Annotated in this window: 18 protein-coding genes; 10 read left to right on the top strand and 8 right to left on the bottom strand. The window is 49.0% G+C overall.

The window, feature by feature from the left end; all coding sequences use genetic code 11:
• Positions 1 to 57: 57 nt before the first annotated feature.
• Positions 58 to 459, top strand: coding sequence for a hypothetical protein (locus J7E85_RS20965; RefSeq protein WP_353049543.1), 402 nt, complete (start codon positions 58 to 60; stop codon positions 457 to 459).
• Positions 460 to 596: 137 nt separating this feature from the next.
• Positions 597 to 1,082 (top strand): DinB family protein, encoded by a 486-nt coding sequence (locus J7E85_RS20970; RefSeq protein WP_215161169.1) that lies wholly within the window; start codon positions 597 to 599, stop codon positions 1,080 to 1,082.
• Between the two features lie 146 nt (positions 1,083 to 1,228).
• Here J7E85_RS20970 and J7E85_RS20975 read toward each other — a convergent pair whose 3' ends face one another.
• From J7E85_RS20975 to J7E85_RS20990, 4 genes are all read right to left on the bottom strand, one after another.
• A complete protein-coding gene (locus J7E85_RS20975) occupies positions 1,229 to 3,178 on the bottom strand; it encodes an FtsX-like permease family protein (RefSeq protein ID WP_215161171.1) in 1,950 nt (649 codons plus the stop codon).
• Entirely contained in the window at positions 3,168 to 3,929 is a 762-nt protein-coding gene (locus J7E85_RS20980) for an ABC transporter ATP-binding protein (RefSeq protein ID WP_215161173.1), read from the bottom strand. The genes J7E85_RS20975 and J7E85_RS20980 overlap by 11 nt, the downstream gene beginning before the upstream one ends.
• A 99-nt stretch (positions 3,930 to 4,028) precedes the next feature.
• Positions 4,029 to 5,033: a sensor histidine kinase gene (locus tag J7E85_RS20985; RefSeq protein WP_215161175.1), complete on the bottom strand. Its 1,005-nt coding sequence runs from the start codon at positions 5,031 to 5,033 to the stop codon at positions 4,029 to 4,031.
• Positions 5,030 to 5,719, bottom strand: a complete 690-nt coding sequence (locus J7E85_RS20990; protein WP_215161177.1) for a winged helix-turn-helix domain-containing protein — start codon at positions 5,717 to 5,719, stop codon at positions 5,030 to 5,032. Before J7E85_RS20990 ends, J7E85_RS20985 begins: the two co-directional genes overlap by 4 nt.
• A 278-nt stretch (positions 5,720 to 5,997) precedes the next feature.
• On the opposite strand from J7E85_RS20990, the gene J7E85_RS20995 reads away from it, so the two are divergent.
• The 6 genes from J7E85_RS20995 to J7E85_RS21020 all read left to right on the top strand — a co-directional run bounded on the left by J7E85_RS20995 (position 5,998) and on the right by J7E85_RS21020 (position 11,809).
• Positions 5,998 to 7,509, top strand: a complete 1,512-nt coding sequence (locus J7E85_RS20995; RefSeq protein ID WP_251035913.1) for a copper amine oxidase N-terminal domain-containing protein — start codon at positions 5,998 to 6,000, stop codon at positions 7,507 to 7,509.
• Positions 7,510 to 7,771: 262 nt separating this feature from the next.
• On the top strand, positions 7,772 to 8,725 hold the full coding sequence (locus J7E85_RS21000; protein WP_215161181.1) for a DMT family transporter: 954 nt from the start codon (positions 7,772 to 7,774) through the stop codon (positions 8,723 to 8,725).
• 323 nt (positions 8,726 to 9,048) lie between these two features.
• Entirely contained in the window at positions 9,049 to 9,693 is a 645-nt protein-coding gene (locus tag J7E85_RS21005; protein WP_215161183.1) for a class D sortase, read from the top strand.
• A 135-nt stretch (positions 9,694 to 9,828) separates the two neighbouring features.
• Positions 9,829 to 10,071 carry a helix-turn-helix domain-containing protein gene (locus J7E85_RS21010; protein WP_215161186.1) on the top strand — a complete coding sequence of 81 codons (243 nt, stop codon included), beginning with the start codon at positions 9,829 to 9,831 and terminating at the stop codon, positions 10,069 to 10,071.
• A gap of 4 nt (positions 10,072 to 10,075) precedes the next feature.
• On the top strand, positions 10,076 to 10,594 hold the full coding sequence (def, locus tag J7E85_RS21015; protein WP_215161188.1) for a peptide deformylase: 519 nt from the start codon (positions 10,076 to 10,078) through the stop codon (positions 10,592 to 10,594).
• 237 nt (positions 10,595 to 10,831) lie between these two features.
• Positions 10,832 to 11,809 (top strand): ring-cleaving dioxygenase, encoded by a 978-nt coding sequence (locus J7E85_RS21020; protein WP_483311333.1) that lies wholly within the window; start codon positions 10,832 to 10,834, stop codon positions 11,807 to 11,809.
• A gap of 86 nt (positions 11,810 to 11,895) precedes the next feature.
• Here J7E85_RS21020 and J7E85_RS21025 read toward each other — a convergent pair whose 3' ends face one another.
• Positions 11,896 to 12,300 carry a YybH family protein gene (locus tag J7E85_RS21025; protein ID WP_215161192.1) on the bottom strand — a complete coding sequence of 135 codons (405 nt, stop codon included), beginning with the start codon at positions 12,298 to 12,300 and terminating at the stop codon, positions 11,896 to 11,898.
• A gap of 127 nt (positions 12,301 to 12,427) precedes the next feature.
• Here J7E85_RS21025 and J7E85_RS21030 point away from each other — a divergent pair, with 127 nt between their 5' ends.
• Positions 12,428 to 12,766 carry a winged helix-turn-helix transcriptional regulator gene (locus J7E85_RS21030; protein WP_215161194.1) on the top strand — a complete coding sequence of 113 codons (339 nt, stop codon included), beginning with the start codon at positions 12,428 to 12,430 and terminating at the stop codon, positions 12,764 to 12,766.
• 128 nt (positions 12,767 to 12,894) lie between these two features.
• Entirely contained in the window at positions 12,895 to 14,445 is a 1,551-nt protein-coding gene (locus tag J7E85_RS21035; protein WP_215161196.1) for a BCCT family transporter, read from the top strand.
• Between the two features lie 218 nt (positions 14,446 to 14,663).
• On the opposite strand, the gene J7E85_RS34630 is transcribed toward J7E85_RS21035, so the two are convergent.
• The 3 genes from J7E85_RS34630 to J7E85_RS21045 form a co-directional block, all read right to left on the bottom strand.
• A complete protein-coding gene (locus J7E85_RS34630) occupies positions 14,664 to 14,792 on the bottom strand; it encodes a hypothetical protein (RefSeq protein WP_285228837.1) in 129 nt (42 codons plus the stop codon).
• Between the two features lie 160 nt (positions 14,793 to 14,952).
• Complete coding sequence (locus tag J7E85_RS21040; protein WP_215161197.1) at positions 14,953 to 15,963, bottom strand: FecCD family ABC transporter permease; 1,011 nt, start codon at positions 15,961 to 15,963, stop codon at positions 14,953 to 14,955.
• Complete coding sequence (locus tag J7E85_RS21045) at positions 15,960 to 16,970, bottom strand: FecCD family ABC transporter permease (protein WP_215161199.1); 1,011 nt, start codon at positions 16,968 to 16,970, stop codon at positions 15,960 to 15,962. Before J7E85_RS21045 ends, J7E85_RS21040 begins: the two co-directional genes overlap by 4 nt.
• Positions 16,971 to 16,984: the final 14 nt, after the last annotated feature.

Here is a 16,984-nt window from a genome sequence, read left to right on the forward strand (position 1 = left end):
ACTATATAGGCTTCCAATAGGAAACCCTAAGCAGAAAAACGAAAAAGGTGAATGCACGTGAAGCCAAAATTAACCTTCTGTCTGCTGCTTCTAAGCGGCCTCCTCATCTTCGGCTCGGTAGGAAGCGCAGCCTACGCACGGCCACAAGACAAGTCTAGAGAGCAGCAGCTCGAGAAGGCCATGCTGCAGCAGCTATACCCGGTTATCCGATTATCACTTCAGGATATATATCATGAGACTTATCCTTCTTTTGGCTGCGAACGGATTCTATCGATCAACGAGCGGACAACGATAACGGAGGAAGACCATCATGCAAGTCCTGTTGATGCGATGCATGGGGCAAGCTATTTTGAGATTACGGTGGGCCTATGCAAGGGAAGCGGGGAGAAAATCGAGCTGCGTTTCAAGAATGATACGCCAACGGCGCAGTATGATTTGGACATGTTCCATGTGAGGTAGATTCTATGCGTGCGGGACTAGCCGAGAAAGAATAATTTTAATCATTTTCTGCGAATCACAGGACTTCATCCTATAGTAAAATTAGTCATGATTTGTGATGCTGCTCATTACCGGGCGCATGAAGGAGTGAATGACCCATGGCGCATGCAAAGGATGTTCTAATGAATCAACTGTTGGCGAATGCGAATGATCCCAGCTGGCATATCCCGTTCCAGCAATCTGTGGAACATTTGACCGAGGATGAAGCGTTCTGGACACCTGCCAACGATAGTCACAGCATTGTTGAGATCATACAGCATCTGCTGTATTGGAATGAAACGTGGCAGTCCAGGTACCGTGAATCGCGGATTGATGCCGTGCCCTCTATTGGAGACAATCATTTAAGCTTCATCATTCCGGATAACGCAACCTTTGCAGAGTTGAGAGACCGATTGATAGCGGTCTTATTGCAGTGGCAAGAACTGCTGTCCGAGACCAAGCTTGAGCAGGAAGTGAACGGATTTCCGGAACCGGCCAAGTGGTGGGAGATCATAAGCAATGCTACCCTACACAATGCCTATCATATCGGCCAGATTGTGTATATTCGGAAGCTGCAGAAGAGCTGCAGAGCGTTGGAATGGTAATCCGCGTTTTTTCACACCTTAAGGTGTCCACGATTGGAATGTTCCGAAGTTGCTTTCTCTCGGGTCTCTAGAGATCTCCCTACTAAAAAAATAAAAATGCATGGATGGAACCCGAATCATTCCTGGGGCCCAACCATGCACCTCGCTTATAACGCTTCTTTAATTACCCGTTTATAGAACATAACCGATAACAACCCGAATATGGAATACAGCGCCGTATACAACAGCATAACCATGACCATGGGCAGCCACAGCTCGGTTCCGAAGAAGAACCAGCCGGATTTAACGGCAAAGTAACTGTGGGACAACCCGACGATCAGCGGAATGCCGAAGTTGAACAGCTGCTTGATCTGAATCCCCTTCAGCAGGTTTCCTTGAGTAAAGCCCAGCTTCCGGAGAATGGTATAATTCGGCTTCTCCTCTTCACCTTCATCCATCTGCTTAAAGTACAGGATGCATCCTGAAGTAATCAGGAAGGTAAGTCCCAGGAATCCCACGATGAACATCATCAAGCCCATATTGCTCTTCTGGTTGAAGACCAGTTCCGTCTGAGAGAGGTTCCCTGTTCGCTCGCTAATGCCGAGGCTCTTAAAGATTTGATTGGCTTGATCAATGGCGATTGGATCCACAATATCGATGCCGTGATAGACATTGGTCTTCTTCTGGATCTTCGGATCCAGATCCTGAACCAGCTTATCAAATACGGTCTGATCCACAATCGCCGTCGGCAGCCCGCCGCTTGCGTAATAGTAGGATACGTAGGATTCTTTGTCCAAGCCGATTAGCTCCTGCTTAATGCTTTGTTTAGGGCTTATGAATTCAATTTCTCCTGTAGTCTGAATCGCCATAAATTGCTGGATCGCGTCACTGTATCCCGTGAACAGCGTCTCCTCGGGGGAAACATCAATGCCCTCTACACTGGCATCACTGATGACCGGGATGATCATGGAACTGGAATCCACTTGCCCAGATACCTCCAGGCTGGCCCCGATAATGTTGGATAGATCCGCATTCACCTGGATTACGTCCCGTTCGGTCTGCTTAAATTCGATATCTTCATCCGTAAGTGCCTGGATAAAGGCGGAAAAATCCTTCTGGTCCGCAACCGCAAAGTGATTGGGCACGCTCTGCTCGGCTGATTTCTCCGCAGAATAGTATGAGATATAGCTGAGTGACAGTAGTCCGATCGCGAGTGCGGATACGGTCGTAATGATGGTCAGCAGCAGCGCATTCGATTTCATGCGGAACATGATGGAGGAGAGGGACAGCACTTCATTCAGGGACAAGTAACCGCCCTTGCTCTTTCGAATTGCGTTGAATAGAAAGCTGACCGACCCTTTATAGAACAGATAAGTCCCGATGATAACCGATCCCAAGATTAGGATCATAGCCATGAACAGCTCGTTCATGGTGGTGAAATCACCACTGAACAGCTTGGTCGACACATAATAACCGAGCAGAATGAGTCCGATGCCGAGCAATCCGAACAACATTTCGGCGAAGGACATTTTCTTAATTTGGTTCTCGGTTGTCGATACCGCGCGGAAGAGGGACAGAATGCTCTGTCTTTTGATGAACGTATAATTCATGATCATAATCAGCACGTAGATGACGGCAAACACAATGACGGTTTGGATCATCGCCTCGCTGGAGAAGGATAGAGCCGCCTTGGTATCAACACCGGTGACCTTGAACAGAATCATCAAGATTAAGCGTGAAGCCGCGAAGCCGGCAAAGATGCCGATGACCATCGAGCCGAAATACAGAATCAGGTTCTCTGCACTAAGGATTCGGAATATCTTGCCTTTGGTCAGTCCGATGAGCTGAAACAGTCCAATCTCTTTACTGCGTCGCTTAATGAAAATCGTGTTGGCATACAGCAGGAATATCGCCACGATGGCTACTAACAGCACGGAGGCTGCGCCAAGCGCAGCCGCTCCCTTAACGGAGCCTTTCGCTTCATCCATCGCCGGATCATATTGCAGCGTGACAAACGCGAAGTACAGACCCACGCTGAAGATCAGCGCAAATACATACAGATAATAATTCTTGATATTTTTCTTCAAATTCCGGTAGATCAGATAATTAATGTTCATTCTGAACACCGCCTAGCACGCCTTGAGTCTTGATGATGTCATTGAAGAAGGCCTGCCGGGATTGCTCGCCCTTGTTCAGCTGGGTGTAGATCTGTCCGTCCTTAATGAAGACCACCCTAGTGCAATAGCTGGCGGCCACGGCATCATGGGTAACCATGATGATCGTGGAGTCGATCTTCTGATTTAATTCGCTGAGCTTATTCAACAGATCGGATGCGGACTTCGAGTCCAGCGCTCCCGTCGGCTCATCCGCAAAAATAATGCTCGGATCGTGGATAAATGCACGGGCCGCGGAAGTCCGCTGCTTCTGTCCCCCGGAGATCTGGTTCGGATATTTATCCTTGAGTTCATAGATGCCAAGCTCGGTCGCGATTCTTTGGAACTTCTGATCGGCTTCCTTTTTGGATACCTTCTTAATGGAGAGGGGCAGCAGCACGTTTTCCTTGACGGTCAATGTATCCAGCAGATTGTACTCTTGAAAAATAAAACCCAGATGGTGCTTTCGGAACTCCGCCAGCTCCTTCTCCTTGAGGCCCGTAAACTCTTTGCCCTCGATTTTGATGCTGCCGAGGCTTACTTTATCGATTGAGGAGAGCACGTTCAGCAGCGTGGTTTTCCCTGAGCCCGATGCGCCCATGATGCTGACGAACTCGCCTTTGTCCACGCGGATATCGATGCCCTTCAACACTTCCTGTTTATTGAATTTGTTCCCGTAGCTTTTATGAATTTGGTTTGCTTCAAGAATTGCCAATTTCACTCACTCCTTTGTTATCTGTCCTTATCATAAAGGAGTCGAGGGGCCTTTTCCTTCGATTCGCCGAACAAAGCGCAAAAGCATGTGACATTGTTGTCACATGCCGGTCATGCTCACAAAATCATTCCGTCTCGGAAAGATTAAGGTGAAGGTTGTACCTATGCCTGGTTTCGATTCCACCTGAATTTGGATCAACAGAGCATCGGCAACCTTTTGCGTCAAATACAGCCCCATGCCGGTTGCGGCACTGTCCTGATGCGAGGTGGTTGACGTGAAGCCTTTGTCGAAAATCCGGGACATGTCCTTCGGATCGATGCCGCGTCCGGAATCCCGAATGGTGAGTCTGACATGATCATCCGTGAGATCGCTCTCGATGATGATGTCCGAAGCGTTGCTGTACTTGACCGCGTTGGTCAACAGCTGGCGGATGATAAAGCCCAGCCATTTCGCATCGCTGAGCACTTCCGTTATCTCAAGGGAAACGTCAAATCCGATGCCCTTCTGCATGCACCAGGACTTGAGCGCACGTATTTCCTGGAAGATGATCGGCTCAAGCGCGGCTACCTCGATCAACAGATCATTCCGGATAAAGGGGATGCGCTTCTGGTGCAGCTGCTGGTCAAGCAGCAGGTGGATGCGGAGCCACTCATACTGGAGCTGCGCTTTTAACGTCTCATCTTCCATGCGCTCGATCATCAGCTGCATGGTGGTGAGCGGCGTTTTCACTTCGTGAATCCAGGATAACAGCTCGTCCCTCTCCCCTTGTATCTCCGTCAGACGCATGGAGGATTCCTTCTTGAAGCGCTCGGTCTGGAGGGAGAGCATATCCATTGCAATCGCTTCAAAGGGGTGCTCCGGCTCGCTGATGGCGGCTAAATCGTAGGTGTCATCCCACGCCCGGAGGCTTTTGTAGAACTTGGTTTCCCGATTGTATCTTACGACCAGAAACACGATAAAGAACAATGTCGACAAAAAAACGATATAGAGGATGGACAGAAAAGGGATCTGGGAGTCCACGGCGGCTATGAACAGGAACAGCAGCTGCAGAAACAGGAAGAACAGAATCCAGCTTAGTCTTTCCCGGATGTAGGCCATCATCATGCATGGGCCTCTTCTGTGGCGATATAACCTTGTCCCACCTTGGTTTCGATGTAAGGGTCAAGCCCGAGGGGCTCCAGCTTCTTGCGCAGCCGATTGACGTTGACCGTTAAGGTATTATCGCTGACAAAATGCTCGTTGTCCCATAAGCTCTTGATCAGATCCTCCCGGCTGACGATTTGATTCTTCCGCTCCATAAGGATTTTCAGAATGAACATTTCATTCTTTGTCAGTTCAGCGGTGCCCTGGGGGCTGCTAATCGTATTTTTACCGAATTCGACGGTGGCTCCGCGCCATGTTCTCAGTTCGGTCCGTTCGGTGTTGTAATTGTATACCCGACGCAGAGTGGCCTGGATTTTGGCAATCAGGACATCAAAGTGGAACGGCTTCTGAATGAAATCGTCGGCTCCAAGCTGCATGGACATTACCATATCGGTCGGATGATCGCGGGAAGATAAGAAGATAATAGGCACGTTCGAGTGGGAGCGAATCATTCGGCACCAATGGAACCCGTCAAACTTCGGCAGCTGAATGTCAATAATGACCAGATCGGGCTGAACCGCTGTAAATTCCTGAAGTACGGCGCTGAAATCGTGGACGCCATAAACATCATATGACCATTGCAAAAGGCGCTCCTGCACTTCATGGAATAGGGTCACGTCGTCTTCGATTAACATAATTTTAAACAAGAGATTCACCACGCTTTATAAGGTTGTTCAGGTTGTTCAGGTTGTTCAGGTTGTTCAAAGCCCCTTTGCAAACCTTCCCGGCTGAAAAGTTGACTGTTGAACTTGCACTTTACGATCAGCATTTCATTCCCAGTGTATAGCAAAATGTCGATATGTGCTATCTGTGGGCACCCTTCCGCGTGTGCGCATAAGACGAGGCTTAAATACCTATTTACAAACATTTCCTCCCTTCTCATAATAGAAATGAGCCTATGACCTGGGAGGGGAAAAATATCGTTATGTATAAGAAGTTCAAATGGTTGACTGTACTCGTTGCAGCTGTGCTGGTTGTCATGACAGGATGTCAGGCAGTCGGAGGACTGGATATCAACAAGGCGTTGCTTACCAGTCTTGATGTTAAATCCAGCGAATCCAAGGCAAGTATTCGATTCGAGGTGGTGCCATCAGACAAGGCCCTATCGACTGAAGATAAAGAAGCGATTGATCTCATTAATTCGTTATCCCTGAATATGGATCATGCCATTGTGCAGGATAGCAAAACGGTGTCCATTCAGGGCAGTGTCCAATATTCGGACAAGAAGATTCCACTTCATATATCCATGGATTCCAAAGGAATGGCGATTCAATTGGAAGGCGCCAAGCAGCCGTTCTATCTATCGATGGATACAACTGTTCCCGGATTACCTGATACCAGTCAGTATGAGCAGGCGATTCAGGATGTCGTGAAGAAGGCGGCAGGGCTTGTGCTGAAGCATTTCCCGAATCCATCGACAATCGCGGTGAAGTCCGCTCAGGAGAAGGTGAACGGAGAAAGCTTGAACCTGACGCATCTCCATATGGAGCTGACGGGTGAGGAAATTCTGAATATGTTCAAACCCTTCGCAGAGAGTTTACTTAAGGACGAAGCCGGTTTGAAGCAGTTGATAGGCGATGCTTACGATGCTATTTATCCGATGATGACCAGCATCGGCGAGACCTACGGCGAAGATGTGGAGCTTCTGCCGCAAGAGTCCAAGGAAGAAGCCGTCGCTTCGCTTTACGAGATGGTTCATGGCGGATTGAGCGAGCTGATGGTGAATTACGATGAACAGAAGAAACAGTTATTAGAGGAGGTTCCTGGATCCAAAACGGTCTTCGGCAAGGATACAACACTCAAGCTGGACTATTTCTTCGATGAGCAGCTGAATACACGCAAGAGTGCGCTGGAACTGAACGTCGCACTTCCGGCTTCCGAGGAACTGCCGCTGAAGTCCTTCAAGGTTTATTCCGAGAGTGAAGTATGGAACATCGGTGGCGCGGTCAAAGCCAATCAGGTAGACACGACCAAAGGCGTGCTCGACGTCCTTAACGGGACGGTGACGCCAGGCCAAGTACTGCGGAACTTTGAGAAGGATTCCCTCATCTATAACGTGTTGAAGGATGATCTGAAGATCACGCAAAAATCGATGTTCCTTAGCCCCTCAAGCGATGATTATGGATATGGTGTAATCAAGAAGAACAATCAGAGCTTCGTTCCGCTTCGTTACCTGGCAGACCAGTTGGATGCCGAAGTGAAGCGGGCCAAAGGCTCGAAGAAAATTACAGTCATCAATGATCTGACAGGAGAAGAAATCGTACTGACCGTAGGCTCCAAAACAGCCAGCGTTGGCGGTAAAAGTGTGACGCTGCAGGAGGCTCCATTCGTTCATAGCAACGGATCTACCTACGTCCCACTCCGATTTATGGCAGAAGCGCTCGGCGCAACGCTTCATCTGGAGGGCGACGGCTGGATTTCCGTTAAACGTAATTAACGAGTATTGTTATTGATAACGGGGCAGGCCTATACCTGTTATGAAACGTATAGGATTTAAAGTATAGCGGGGTTGTTTCCTATCATCTTGGGATGATGGGAAGCAGCCTTTTTGTCATTACTTCCTTCATCGCGCCAACTGTATCGGTACAGTTGGCATTATTTCAAATCGAAACGAAGTCCTTCATGCCGTAAGATAAGTAGCAAATGCACCAACTTCCTGGTTGGACTCAAATAGAGAAGATGAAGGAGATATACTTATTATGAATACATCGAATACAAGCCGTGCCTATGCCGCTGCGTTAGGATATACGGTCATCATTGGTTTTTCGTTTATGTTTGTGAAGTTGGCGCTGATCGTTGCTAACCCGCTGGATACGTTGGCACACCGGTTCACCATTTCGTTCATTGTTGCATCGCTTGCGCTCCTCATGGCCCGTAGAAAGGTCAAGCTGGATCTGAAACGGCTGCTGACCATCGTGCCGCTGGCCATATTCTATCCATTCCTGTTCTTTACGCTGCAAACCTTCGGTTTGGTCTACACCTCTTCGGCTGAGGCCGGAATCATCCACGCTACCGTACCGATCTTTACGTTGCTCTTGGCGTCACTGTTTTTGAAGGAACGCTCCAGCTGGGCACAAAAGCTATTTACCGTGTTGTCAGTGACAGGGATCATCTCTATATTCGTGCTGAAGGGCGTTTCCTTCGAGACATCAAGTACGCTCGGGATTGTACTAATTCTGCTATCGGCGCTTTCCAATGCGATATACAGCGTGATGGCCCGCAAGTTGACGCAGAAGCAGTCGGTACTAGATATAACGTTCATCATGTCGATGATCGGCTTCGTGCTGTTTAACCTGATGTCAGCCGCTCAACATGCTGCGCAGGGGACGCTCGTACATTATTTTGACCCGTTTCTGCATCCGTCCTTCGTATGGGCCGTTCTATACCTTGGCGTTTTGTCCTCACTTGGAACATCGCTACTGTCAAATTACGCATTATCTCAGATGGAGGCATCCCGGATGGGCATCTTTAACAATCTAGCCACCGTGGTCACGATCTTTGGAGGTGTCGCCTTCTTGAATGAAGATCTGGCTTATTATCATGTCATCGGAGCAGCGCTTGTCATTATCGGTGTGATTGGGAACAGCCTTGCAGGGAGATCCAAGAGTGCTAGGCGTAAACCGCTCGGGCGGAATGAATCCAAACCGGCTTAATCTGGTTTGTTGTAGAGAAATTGTCGAGTTCCACCATGTATGATTACAGAGTCGGAAGATCCTTCTACACCATCCTGAGAACGATACGAATCGTAATCCGGATAATGAAACCAATTCGGAAAGCGGCCCGATTGCGATGCTCCCGAAAACAGGAGAGAGCAATCCAGTACCGTTTAACTCGGAGGACTGGCACTCATGCTTGCAGGCCTCTTCTTAAGCCGCCTGCGTAACAAACGTTAATAAATGATGATATCCCCTTCTCCCTGCTTGTATCAGGAGAGGGGGATTTGAATTTCAATCGTAGTAAGGAGGGACGGCTGTTCATGCGGAAAATTTCGGTTGTCTTGATTCTTGTTGGATTTCTCATGTTTTTATATCCGATCCTTCGCGACTGGAATGCGGACCGCCAGCAGAAGGATTTGCTGAAGGAAGCAGCGCGAATCGAGGCTGAAGCTCAACAGAGAACCGCGCAGGATAACGTGGCTGTTCACTACAAGGAGCTCTCCCGTATCCTGGATGAGGGAGAGGCAACAAATTCAGTACAAGAGGAGCAGGCCGGTTATGAAGAAGATTCACCTATCGGCATTATCACCATTAGCAAGTTGGAGTTAGAGCTCCCCATTCTGGAGGGAGCAATTCAATCGAATATGAAGAATGCAGCTGCTCGCGTAACGGGTACGGCAAAACTCGGAGAAGCCGGAAATACCGCCATTGCAGCCCATCGCGCCCATAAGACCGGGCGTCTGTTCAATCGATTGAATGAGCTCACATACGGCGATGAGGTCATCATAAAAACGGATGGCCGTGAACTGATTTACCGAGTCGATCAGATTTCCGTCGTAGAGCCGACTGATGTATCTGTTCTGAAAGGAGACCCGGAGGAACGGAAAATTACACTGATCACTTGCGATCCTCTCTACGAGGCTACGCATCGTTTGATTGTCCAGGCTGAACTCGTCTCCGATTAAGTGTCCCTAAGGGTCATCAAGACCCTTTAGAGAACTACTTTCGTTAGACCCCTAAATAATAGGCTTGAGATATTAGGTGGTACCTAATAAAATAAGGTGTGAGCTAATATTTGAATGGAACGGGAGGGGGACCCTTTGCTCGAATGGATGCTACGTAATGTGATGGCGGAGAGAGGGATATGGTCGGGAGCGGCTTTGGCGCGGCTGATGAAAGAGAAGGCGAATTACAGCCTGTCAGCGGCTTCCATTAGTGCCTTGCTGACGAACCAGCCCAGGCAGATGAAGGCAGAGACGTTAGATGCCCTTTGCACAACCTTAGAGTGTACTCCAGGTGACTTATGGGTGCATAAACCTCCTTCTAGAACTAAGGGGGCTTAAGTGAATGACGGTAAAAGCTATTGTGCCATTCGGTGATCCGATCTTGCGAAAGATCGCCCGGTCAGTCGATACCGTAAATGCCAGAGCATTGAAGATTCTGGATGATATGGCAGAGACGCTGTATGACAGCGAAGGGCGCGCTGGTCTTGCCGCACCACAAATCGGTATATTACGAAGACTTATTGTCATGGACTGCGGAGAAGGATTGATCGAGCTGATTAATCCAGAAATCGTAGAGCTGGACGGGGAACAGATGGGCCCCGAAGCGTGTCTCTCTTATCCAGGGTATTACGGATATGTGAAGAGAGCCAATAAGGTTAAAGTAAAGACATTGAATCGCCAAGGCGAGACGGTAATTCTGGATGGCGAAGATTATCTGGCCAGATGTATGCAGCATGAGATTGATCACCTGAACGGCATATTGTTTGTGGACCATGTTCGGGATGGATGGTTGTATCACGAGGAGACCCATCAACGCATCGAGCTGTTTCCTGTCATTGGGTTATCCAATACAGGCGCATAACGGACATGGAGAGTCTCTCTCTTATGAGGAAAGAAATAGAAGGAACGGCTGGATGTCTTATGTCCGGCCGTTTTTTGTATATCATTCACGGCTAAAATAAGATCTTGATTGTAGAAGGTTGACGGAACAGAATTGTCGTGATATTATTATCTTAAATTAAAGATATATTAAATCGAAATAATAATTTATGAAGGTTGCGCCAACACTTTCTAAATATAAGAGATGGAGGAATTAATCATGAACGGATTAAAAGGAATTCACCACGTAACAGCCATTACGAGCAGTGCCGAGAAGAACTACGAGTTTTTCACCTATGTGCTCGGCATGCGGCTTGTGAAGAAGACGGTTAATCAGGACGATATTCAGACATACCACCTGTTCTTTGCAGATGACAAAGGTAGTGCCGGCACAGATATCACCTTCTTCGATTTTCCGGGTATCCCGCAGGGCAGACATGGTACAGATGAGATTTACAAAACCTCGTTCCGTGTCCCTAACGATGCAGCGCTCGAATATTGGGTCAAGCGTTTTGACCGGATGGATGTGAAGCATCAAGGCATACAAGAGTTATTTGGCAAAAAGACACTCGCCTTTGTTGATTTTGACGATCAGCAGTATCAGCTCATCTCCGATGAGAACAACGAGGGTGTGGCTTCAGGAACTCCTTGGCAGAAAGGACCAATTCCGCTGAAGCATGCAATTACAGGACTCGGCCCGGTGTTTGTACGGGTATCCAACTTCGATAATTTCAAGGAAATGATGGAGAAAGTACTCCAATTTACTGAAATCGGCAAGGAAGGTTCGCTTCATCTGTTTGAGGTAGGTGAAGGCGGCAATGGCGCACAGGTGGTTGTCGAGTACAACGCCGTGCTTCCAAGAGCCCAGCAGGGCTTCGGCACCGTACACCACGCGGCCTTCCGGGTCGAGGCCCGCTCGGTGCTGGAACATTGGATCAAGCGTCTGGACGACTTCCAGTTCCATACATCGGGCTTTGTAGACCGCTATTTCTTCCAGTCCCTGTATGCGCGTGTTGCACCGCAAATTCTGTTTGAGTTTGCAACCGACGGTCCAGGCTTCATGGGTGACGAGCCATATGAAACGCTGGGCGAGAAGTTGTCCCTGCCTCCATTCCTGGAGCCAAAGCGCGAGCAGATCGAGGGTATGGTTCGTCCAATCGATACGGTGCGCAGCACGAAGGAATTCGTAAAGGAATAATGTAATGAATCTTAAGAAGCAATCCGCTTATTTACGACAAGGGCGGATTGCTTTTTTTGTATCGCTGAAATAATGGATCTTACTATTCATTCCACTTCATCCGAACCAAACGGATGGTCCACGATGTACAGCCAGCTTCCGTCAGGTTGCTGTCTCACGATTTCGGAGGTATAACCTTGAAGCAGAAGAGGTTGGCCATCCCGGTCCGAGGTACGCAAGGTAAAATGGGCACGCAGCATAGCGATATTTTCAAATGGGATGCAGTATAGATTGGTGGAGACCATCTTGCCTTGAAGCAGCAGCAGTTCCTCCAGCGTATGGCGGAAAGAATGAATTCCGATCTCCAAGCTTCCATTGCGGTGGACATGAATACTGTTCGGTTCATACAACGCCAGCACCTGATCGATATCCCCTGAGTTATACGCGTCAGCAAATGCAGCATTCATATCCTCGGGCTTCCAGGCTTGGATTGCGGGAATGGATGGTTTCATTGAATCTCCTCTTTCTGTATGATGATAGCAATAGCCTATCTGAAAATGGAAGCTGTGATAAGTACGCAGAATTTTATGACATAGTCATCTATTTATGACCAATGACCAAGGGGGTTCAGTAATACATATGCCATATCAGGATGAGAAATATGGGTGCCCGGCTGAAGTGGGCTTGCACATGATTAGTGGGAAGTGGAAACCCCGAGTCCTGTATGAGCTGTTTCAGGAAACCCTGCGTTTTGGTGAGCTGCATCGGAGAATACCAGAAGTATCAAGGCATGTGCTTACCGTGCAATTGCGGGAGTTAGAGGAGAGCGGAATCGTGAAACGGACGGTGTATCAAGAGGTACCTCCCAAGGTGGAGTACTCGGTAACGGAATTTGGCCGGAAATTTGAAGCGTTGCTTGAGCAGATGGTTATTTTGGGTCAACTGTATATCGATTCTCAAGAGGTCCCCAACGAATAGTATTTCAAGATAGCCTCAATCCAAGAATTATCCTTTGCTGCACACATTCACCGATTAAGTACATCAATTCTGGTTTAAATACAAATACTGTATAGGAATGGATGACTTAATAGCCTGAGGTGGAGCATATGAAAGGGAGTTTATTCAAGAACATCGTGTTTACGGTTTCGGCCGTCATCATTGCCATTTTTGCTATTCTCGGGGCTGCTATGCCCGGAGCTTTCGGGGAAGTGGCAGGGTATTTGTACAGATTTACGACGAATACGTTCGGCTGGTTCTATCTGCTCTCGATCTTTGTGATTATTATATTTCTGATCTGGGTGGCAACCAGTAAATACGGCACAATTCGTCTTGGCGGAGATAAGGAGAAGCCTGAGTATCCGTTCTTCACCTGGATCGGAATGCTGTTCTCTGCGGGGTTTGGTGTAGGGCTGGTGTTTTGGGGTGTGGCTGAACCCATGAGCCATTTTTTTAAGACACCCTTCGGCGGCGTCGAAGCACAAGGTGTAGACGCGGCACGTGTGGCTATGGGCTATTCTTTTTTTCATTGGGGGGTTAGCCAATGGTCCGTGTTTGCCCTTGTCGGACTTGTGATCGCGTTTCTTCAGTTCCGTAAGCAGAAGGATGGGCTGGTGTCTACAGCGCTTGAGCCTGTCACCGGCTCGAAGCGTAGTGTGAAGAATACGATTGATATCCTGGCGGTTATTGCAACGGTCATGGGTATCGCGACTTCCATTGGACTCGGTGTTCTGCAGATGAGCGGTGGTTTGAACACCATTATGGGAGTTAACAACGGTGTCGGGTTACAGTTAATAATGCTGGGGCTTATTTTCGTTGCTTATATGATCTCGTCGACAACGGGGCTGGATAAAGGGATTAAATACTTAAGCAACCTGAACCTCGCTATGGCGCTCATTTTTTTATTGTTTGTGTTTGTTAGTGGCCCCTCCGTTTTTATTCTGGAGACCTTTACATTGGCACTGGGCGATTACATTACAAACTTCGTATCGTACAGCCTGAGGCTCCAACCCTACGCCGAAGGCACATGGGTACGGGAATGGACGATCTTTTACTGGGCCTGGGCGATTGCTTGGTCGCCGTATGTAGGAGCTTTCGTGGCACGGGTATCCAAGGGAAGAACGGTTCGAGAATTCATTGTGGGCGTGATGGTCGTGCCGCCGGTCATTGCTTGTCTGTGGATCGCTGTGTTTGGCGGGACCGCCATCTGGTTTGATCTTCATGAGAACACCGGGATTGCGGCAGCCGTTAATGCGGATGTCACGTCGGCACTGTTCCAATTGTTCAACCAATTACCGTTTTCTTCAATCATGAACGTGCTGGCGATTATACTCATTCTGACGTTCCTGGTGACATCAGCCGACTCAGCAACCTATATATTGGCCAGTATGACCACCTACGGCAGCCTGAACCCTCCTCAAATGGCAAAAATCGTGTGGGGCACGCTCATGGCAGCCATTGCCGGCGTCCTGCTGTATGCGGGCGGACTGGAAGCCTTACAGACAGCGTCGTTGATTGCGGCCTTGCCGTTCACAGTACTGCTGTTGATGATGATCATTGCCGTGGTGAAGCTGCTGCGCCGCGAGCCGATTCCGATTCGGAAGGCTGATCTGAAACGGTTCCGCCGTCTGGAGGAAGCGGCCAACCGGGGTAAGAAGTGAAGACAAGGCGAGGCGGAACGGTTTTTTTATTACCTGCGCGATAAAGAGGGCATCCATTCGGGGCCCTCTTTATTTTGTGAGAAGATAAGCTCGGAAATGACGGCTACCATAGCCAAGCCAATACAAGCATAATAATGACATGTGTAAGTAATAGGCATACCAGGAACACAGCCCAAGGGATCGGAATAATCCGTGAATCCAATTAAAACATAGGATGTTTAGAGGTCGATCAAGAGGTCAAATATCCAGAACATGCATAGTGAACTGATCGTCACGATGATCCATAGAGGAAATGTTGACATCCATCGCTTTGCAACTGAATCGATCGCTTCCTTTGATTTTTCCATAGTACCTCCCTTTTGTTTACTGGGATAATTATCCTCATATTACCTTATTTATGAACGCAATGTATGAAGAGAAGCGATTCGCCGCATACAAAATAGCCCTTATTACACCTGAAAAAGTGCAATAGGGGCTATTAGGCGTTCCGTTGAAAGAGAATAACGGTTATTTTTTCTTAAGCAGCAAATATACAAAATACGGCGCGCCGATGATAGCAACCATAATGCCAGCGGCGATACCGTCAGGATCCACGATGTTGCGTCCGATCGTGTCTGCGAGCAGCAGCAGCCAGCCCCCAATCAATATGGCAATCGGAATGTACATCTGATTCCGCGGGCCAACCAATGCTTTGGCAATATGAGGGCCCATGAGTCCGATGAACGTGATGCCGCCTGTGACCGACACCGCGGATGCTGCAAGCGCTACGGCGGCCAGAAGCAGCACGATGCGCTCCTTCTCAATGGATACGCCGACGCCGATGCCCACTGGATCGCTTAATCCCAACAGATTCATGCGCTGCGCTTTGTACAGGGTGAATGGAATCAGGATAATCAGCCAGGGCAGAAGCGCCACAATGAAGGGCCAATCCGTTCCCCATATCCCTCCAGCCAGCCACTTGGCGATAAAATCGACCTTAGTCCGCTCGGCAGATGATGTGAGCACAATCATGACGCCCGAGAGTGCCATGGAGAACCCGACACCGGTAAGCACCAATTTAACGGGCTGCAGGCCTTCGCCTTTTCGGAAAGAGAACAGGTAGATGCCCACGGCCGTTAACACAGCTCCGATAAATGCCGCCAAGGGCAGCATGTAAATAAAGGAGCCGGCTTCGATCGGGAAGAACAGGAAAAATACGGCTACGCCGACCCCGGCACCCGAGTTAATTCCGATTATGCCGGGATCCGCGAGATCATTTCGGGTAATACTCTGCAGAATGGCACCCGATAATGCCAGCGCCATTCCGGCCAGCAAAGTAATGAGCATGCGCGGCAGGCGTACATCGAAGATAATGAATTTCTCTTTGAAGCTGCCTTGGCCCAGCAGGGTTGGAATCATTCGGTCATAGCTAACGGACGAATAACCGAGACCCAAACCAACGAGGACAGTAACCACTGTAAGGATCAACAAGACCAGAAACGTAATGCGTTGTTTTCTTAATAACGATGGATGAATCATGACATTCCCCGCCCTCCTTTGCGTACGATAAACAGGAAGAAGGGCAATCCCATGATGGCGATCAGAGCCGCTACGGGTGTTTCGTAAGGAGCATGCAGCGTTCGTCCGACTGTGTCGGCAAACAGCATGAAGATAGCTCCCACCAGGGCAGACATCGGAATGACATGGCGGTAGTCGGTTCCGACGATACCGCGGACGATATGGGGTATCATCAGGCCAAGAAAGGCCAAATTCCCTACCAACGCCACAGAGGTTCCTGCCAGGAGGACAATCACGACAAACAGGACGCCTTTGATAGCAGCAATATTTTGTCCCAAACCGACGGCGACTTCTTCACTCAGGCTAAGGATGGTCAGCTGTCTTGATAACACGATAGCAATCATAATTCCAATGAGAATAAACGGAAATATCGTCTGCAGCTGCCCCCATGATGTGCCGATCACGCCACCTGCTGTCCACATGGACACATCCTTGGATATTTTAAAATAAATGCCGATTCCTTCAGCGATGGCGTACAGGAATGCGGATACGGCTGATCCAGCCAGCACCATCTGCAAGGGAGAGAAGCCGCCTTTTCGCATGGCTCCGATGCCGAAGACCATCACGGCACCGACCGCTGCTCCGATGAAGCAGGCCACCATAATGCCAAAATAATTGGCAGCCGGCAGGAAAGCCAGCGTGAAGGCAAGCGCTGCATTCGCCCCGCTGGTAAGGCCGAGCAGGCCGGGATCGGCCAGCGGATTGCGGGTAATGCCCTGCATGATGGTACCGGAGACCGCGAGCGCGGCTCCGACCAGAATGGCGGCAACCTCACGGGGCAGGCGGATTTCGCGAAGGAGGGATAATTTCTCGCCCTTCATCGAAGTGGTAAGGGCAAACCACACATCCTGGATGCTGGTTTCAGCTGCGCCGAACACCATCGCAACGACAAACATGCCCATAAATACGATGATGCCCGCAATCAATTTAACGGAAAAAGGTATGGACCGTTTCGTAGGCATTGTCATGGAATCATCTTTTC

The organism is Paenibacillus sp. ISL-20 (assembly GCF_018613005.1).
Classification (GTDB): Bacteria; Bacillota; Bacilli; order Paenibacillales; family Paenibacillaceae; genus Paenibacillus_AQ.

What these genes read in the sequence shown, in the direction of transcription:
- J7E85_RS20995 (WP_251035913.1), top strand. Translation starts at nt 5,998, where the DNA reads ATGTATAAGAAGTTCAAATGGTTGACTGTACTCGTTGCAGCTGTGCTG.
- J7E85_RS20985 (WP_215161175.1), bottom strand. Translation starts at nt 5,033, where the DNA reads ATGATGATGGCCTACATCCGGGAAAGACTAAGCTGGATTCTGTTCTTC.
- J7E85_RS21020 (WP_483311333.1), top strand. Translation starts at nt 10,832, where the DNA reads ATGAACGGATTAAAAGGAATTCACCACGTAACAGCCATTACGAGCAGT.
- J7E85_RS21035 (WP_215161196.1), top strand. Translation starts at nt 12,895, where the DNA reads ATGAAAGGGAGTTTATTCAAGAACATCGTGTTTACGGTTTCGGCCGTC.
- def (WP_215161188.1), top strand. Translation starts at nt 10,076, where the DNA reads ATGACGGTAAAAGCTATTGTGCCATTCGGTGATCCGATCTTGCGAAAG.
- J7E85_RS21030 (WP_215161194.1), top strand. Translation starts at nt 12,428, where the DNA reads ATGCCATATCAGGATGAGAAATATGGGTGCCCGGCTGAAGTGGGCTTG.
- J7E85_RS20970 (WP_215161169.1), top strand. Translation starts at nt 597, where the DNA reads ATGGCGCATGCAAAGGATGTTCTAATGAATCAACTGTTGGCGAATGCG.
- J7E85_RS21045 (WP_215161199.1), bottom strand. Translation starts at nt 16,970, where the DNA reads ATGACAATGCCTACGAAACGGTCCATACCTTTTTCCGTTAAATTGATT.
- J7E85_RS21025 (WP_215161192.1), bottom strand. Translation starts at nt 12,300, where the DNA reads ATGAAACCATCCATTCCCGCAATCCAAGCCTGGAAGCCCGAGGATATG.
- J7E85_RS21005 (WP_215161183.1), top strand. Translation starts at nt 9,049, where the DNA reads ATGCGGAAAATTTCGGTTGTCTTGATTCTTGTTGGATTTCTCATGTTT.
- J7E85_RS20975 (WP_215161171.1), bottom strand. Translation starts at nt 3,178, where the DNA reads ATGAACATTAATTATCTGATCTACCGGAATTTGAAGAAAAATATCAAG.
- J7E85_RS21000 (WP_215161181.1), top strand. Translation starts at nt 7,772, where the DNA reads ATGAATACATCGAATACAAGCCGTGCCTATGCCGCTGCGTTAGGATAT.
- J7E85_RS34630 (WP_285228837.1), bottom strand. Translation starts at nt 14,792, where the DNA reads ATGGAAAAATCAAAGGAAGCGATCGATTCAGTTGCAAAGCGATGGATG.
- J7E85_RS21040 (WP_215161197.1), bottom strand. Translation starts at nt 15,963, where the DNA reads ATGATTCATCCATCGTTATTAAGAAAACAACGCATTACGTTTCTGGTC.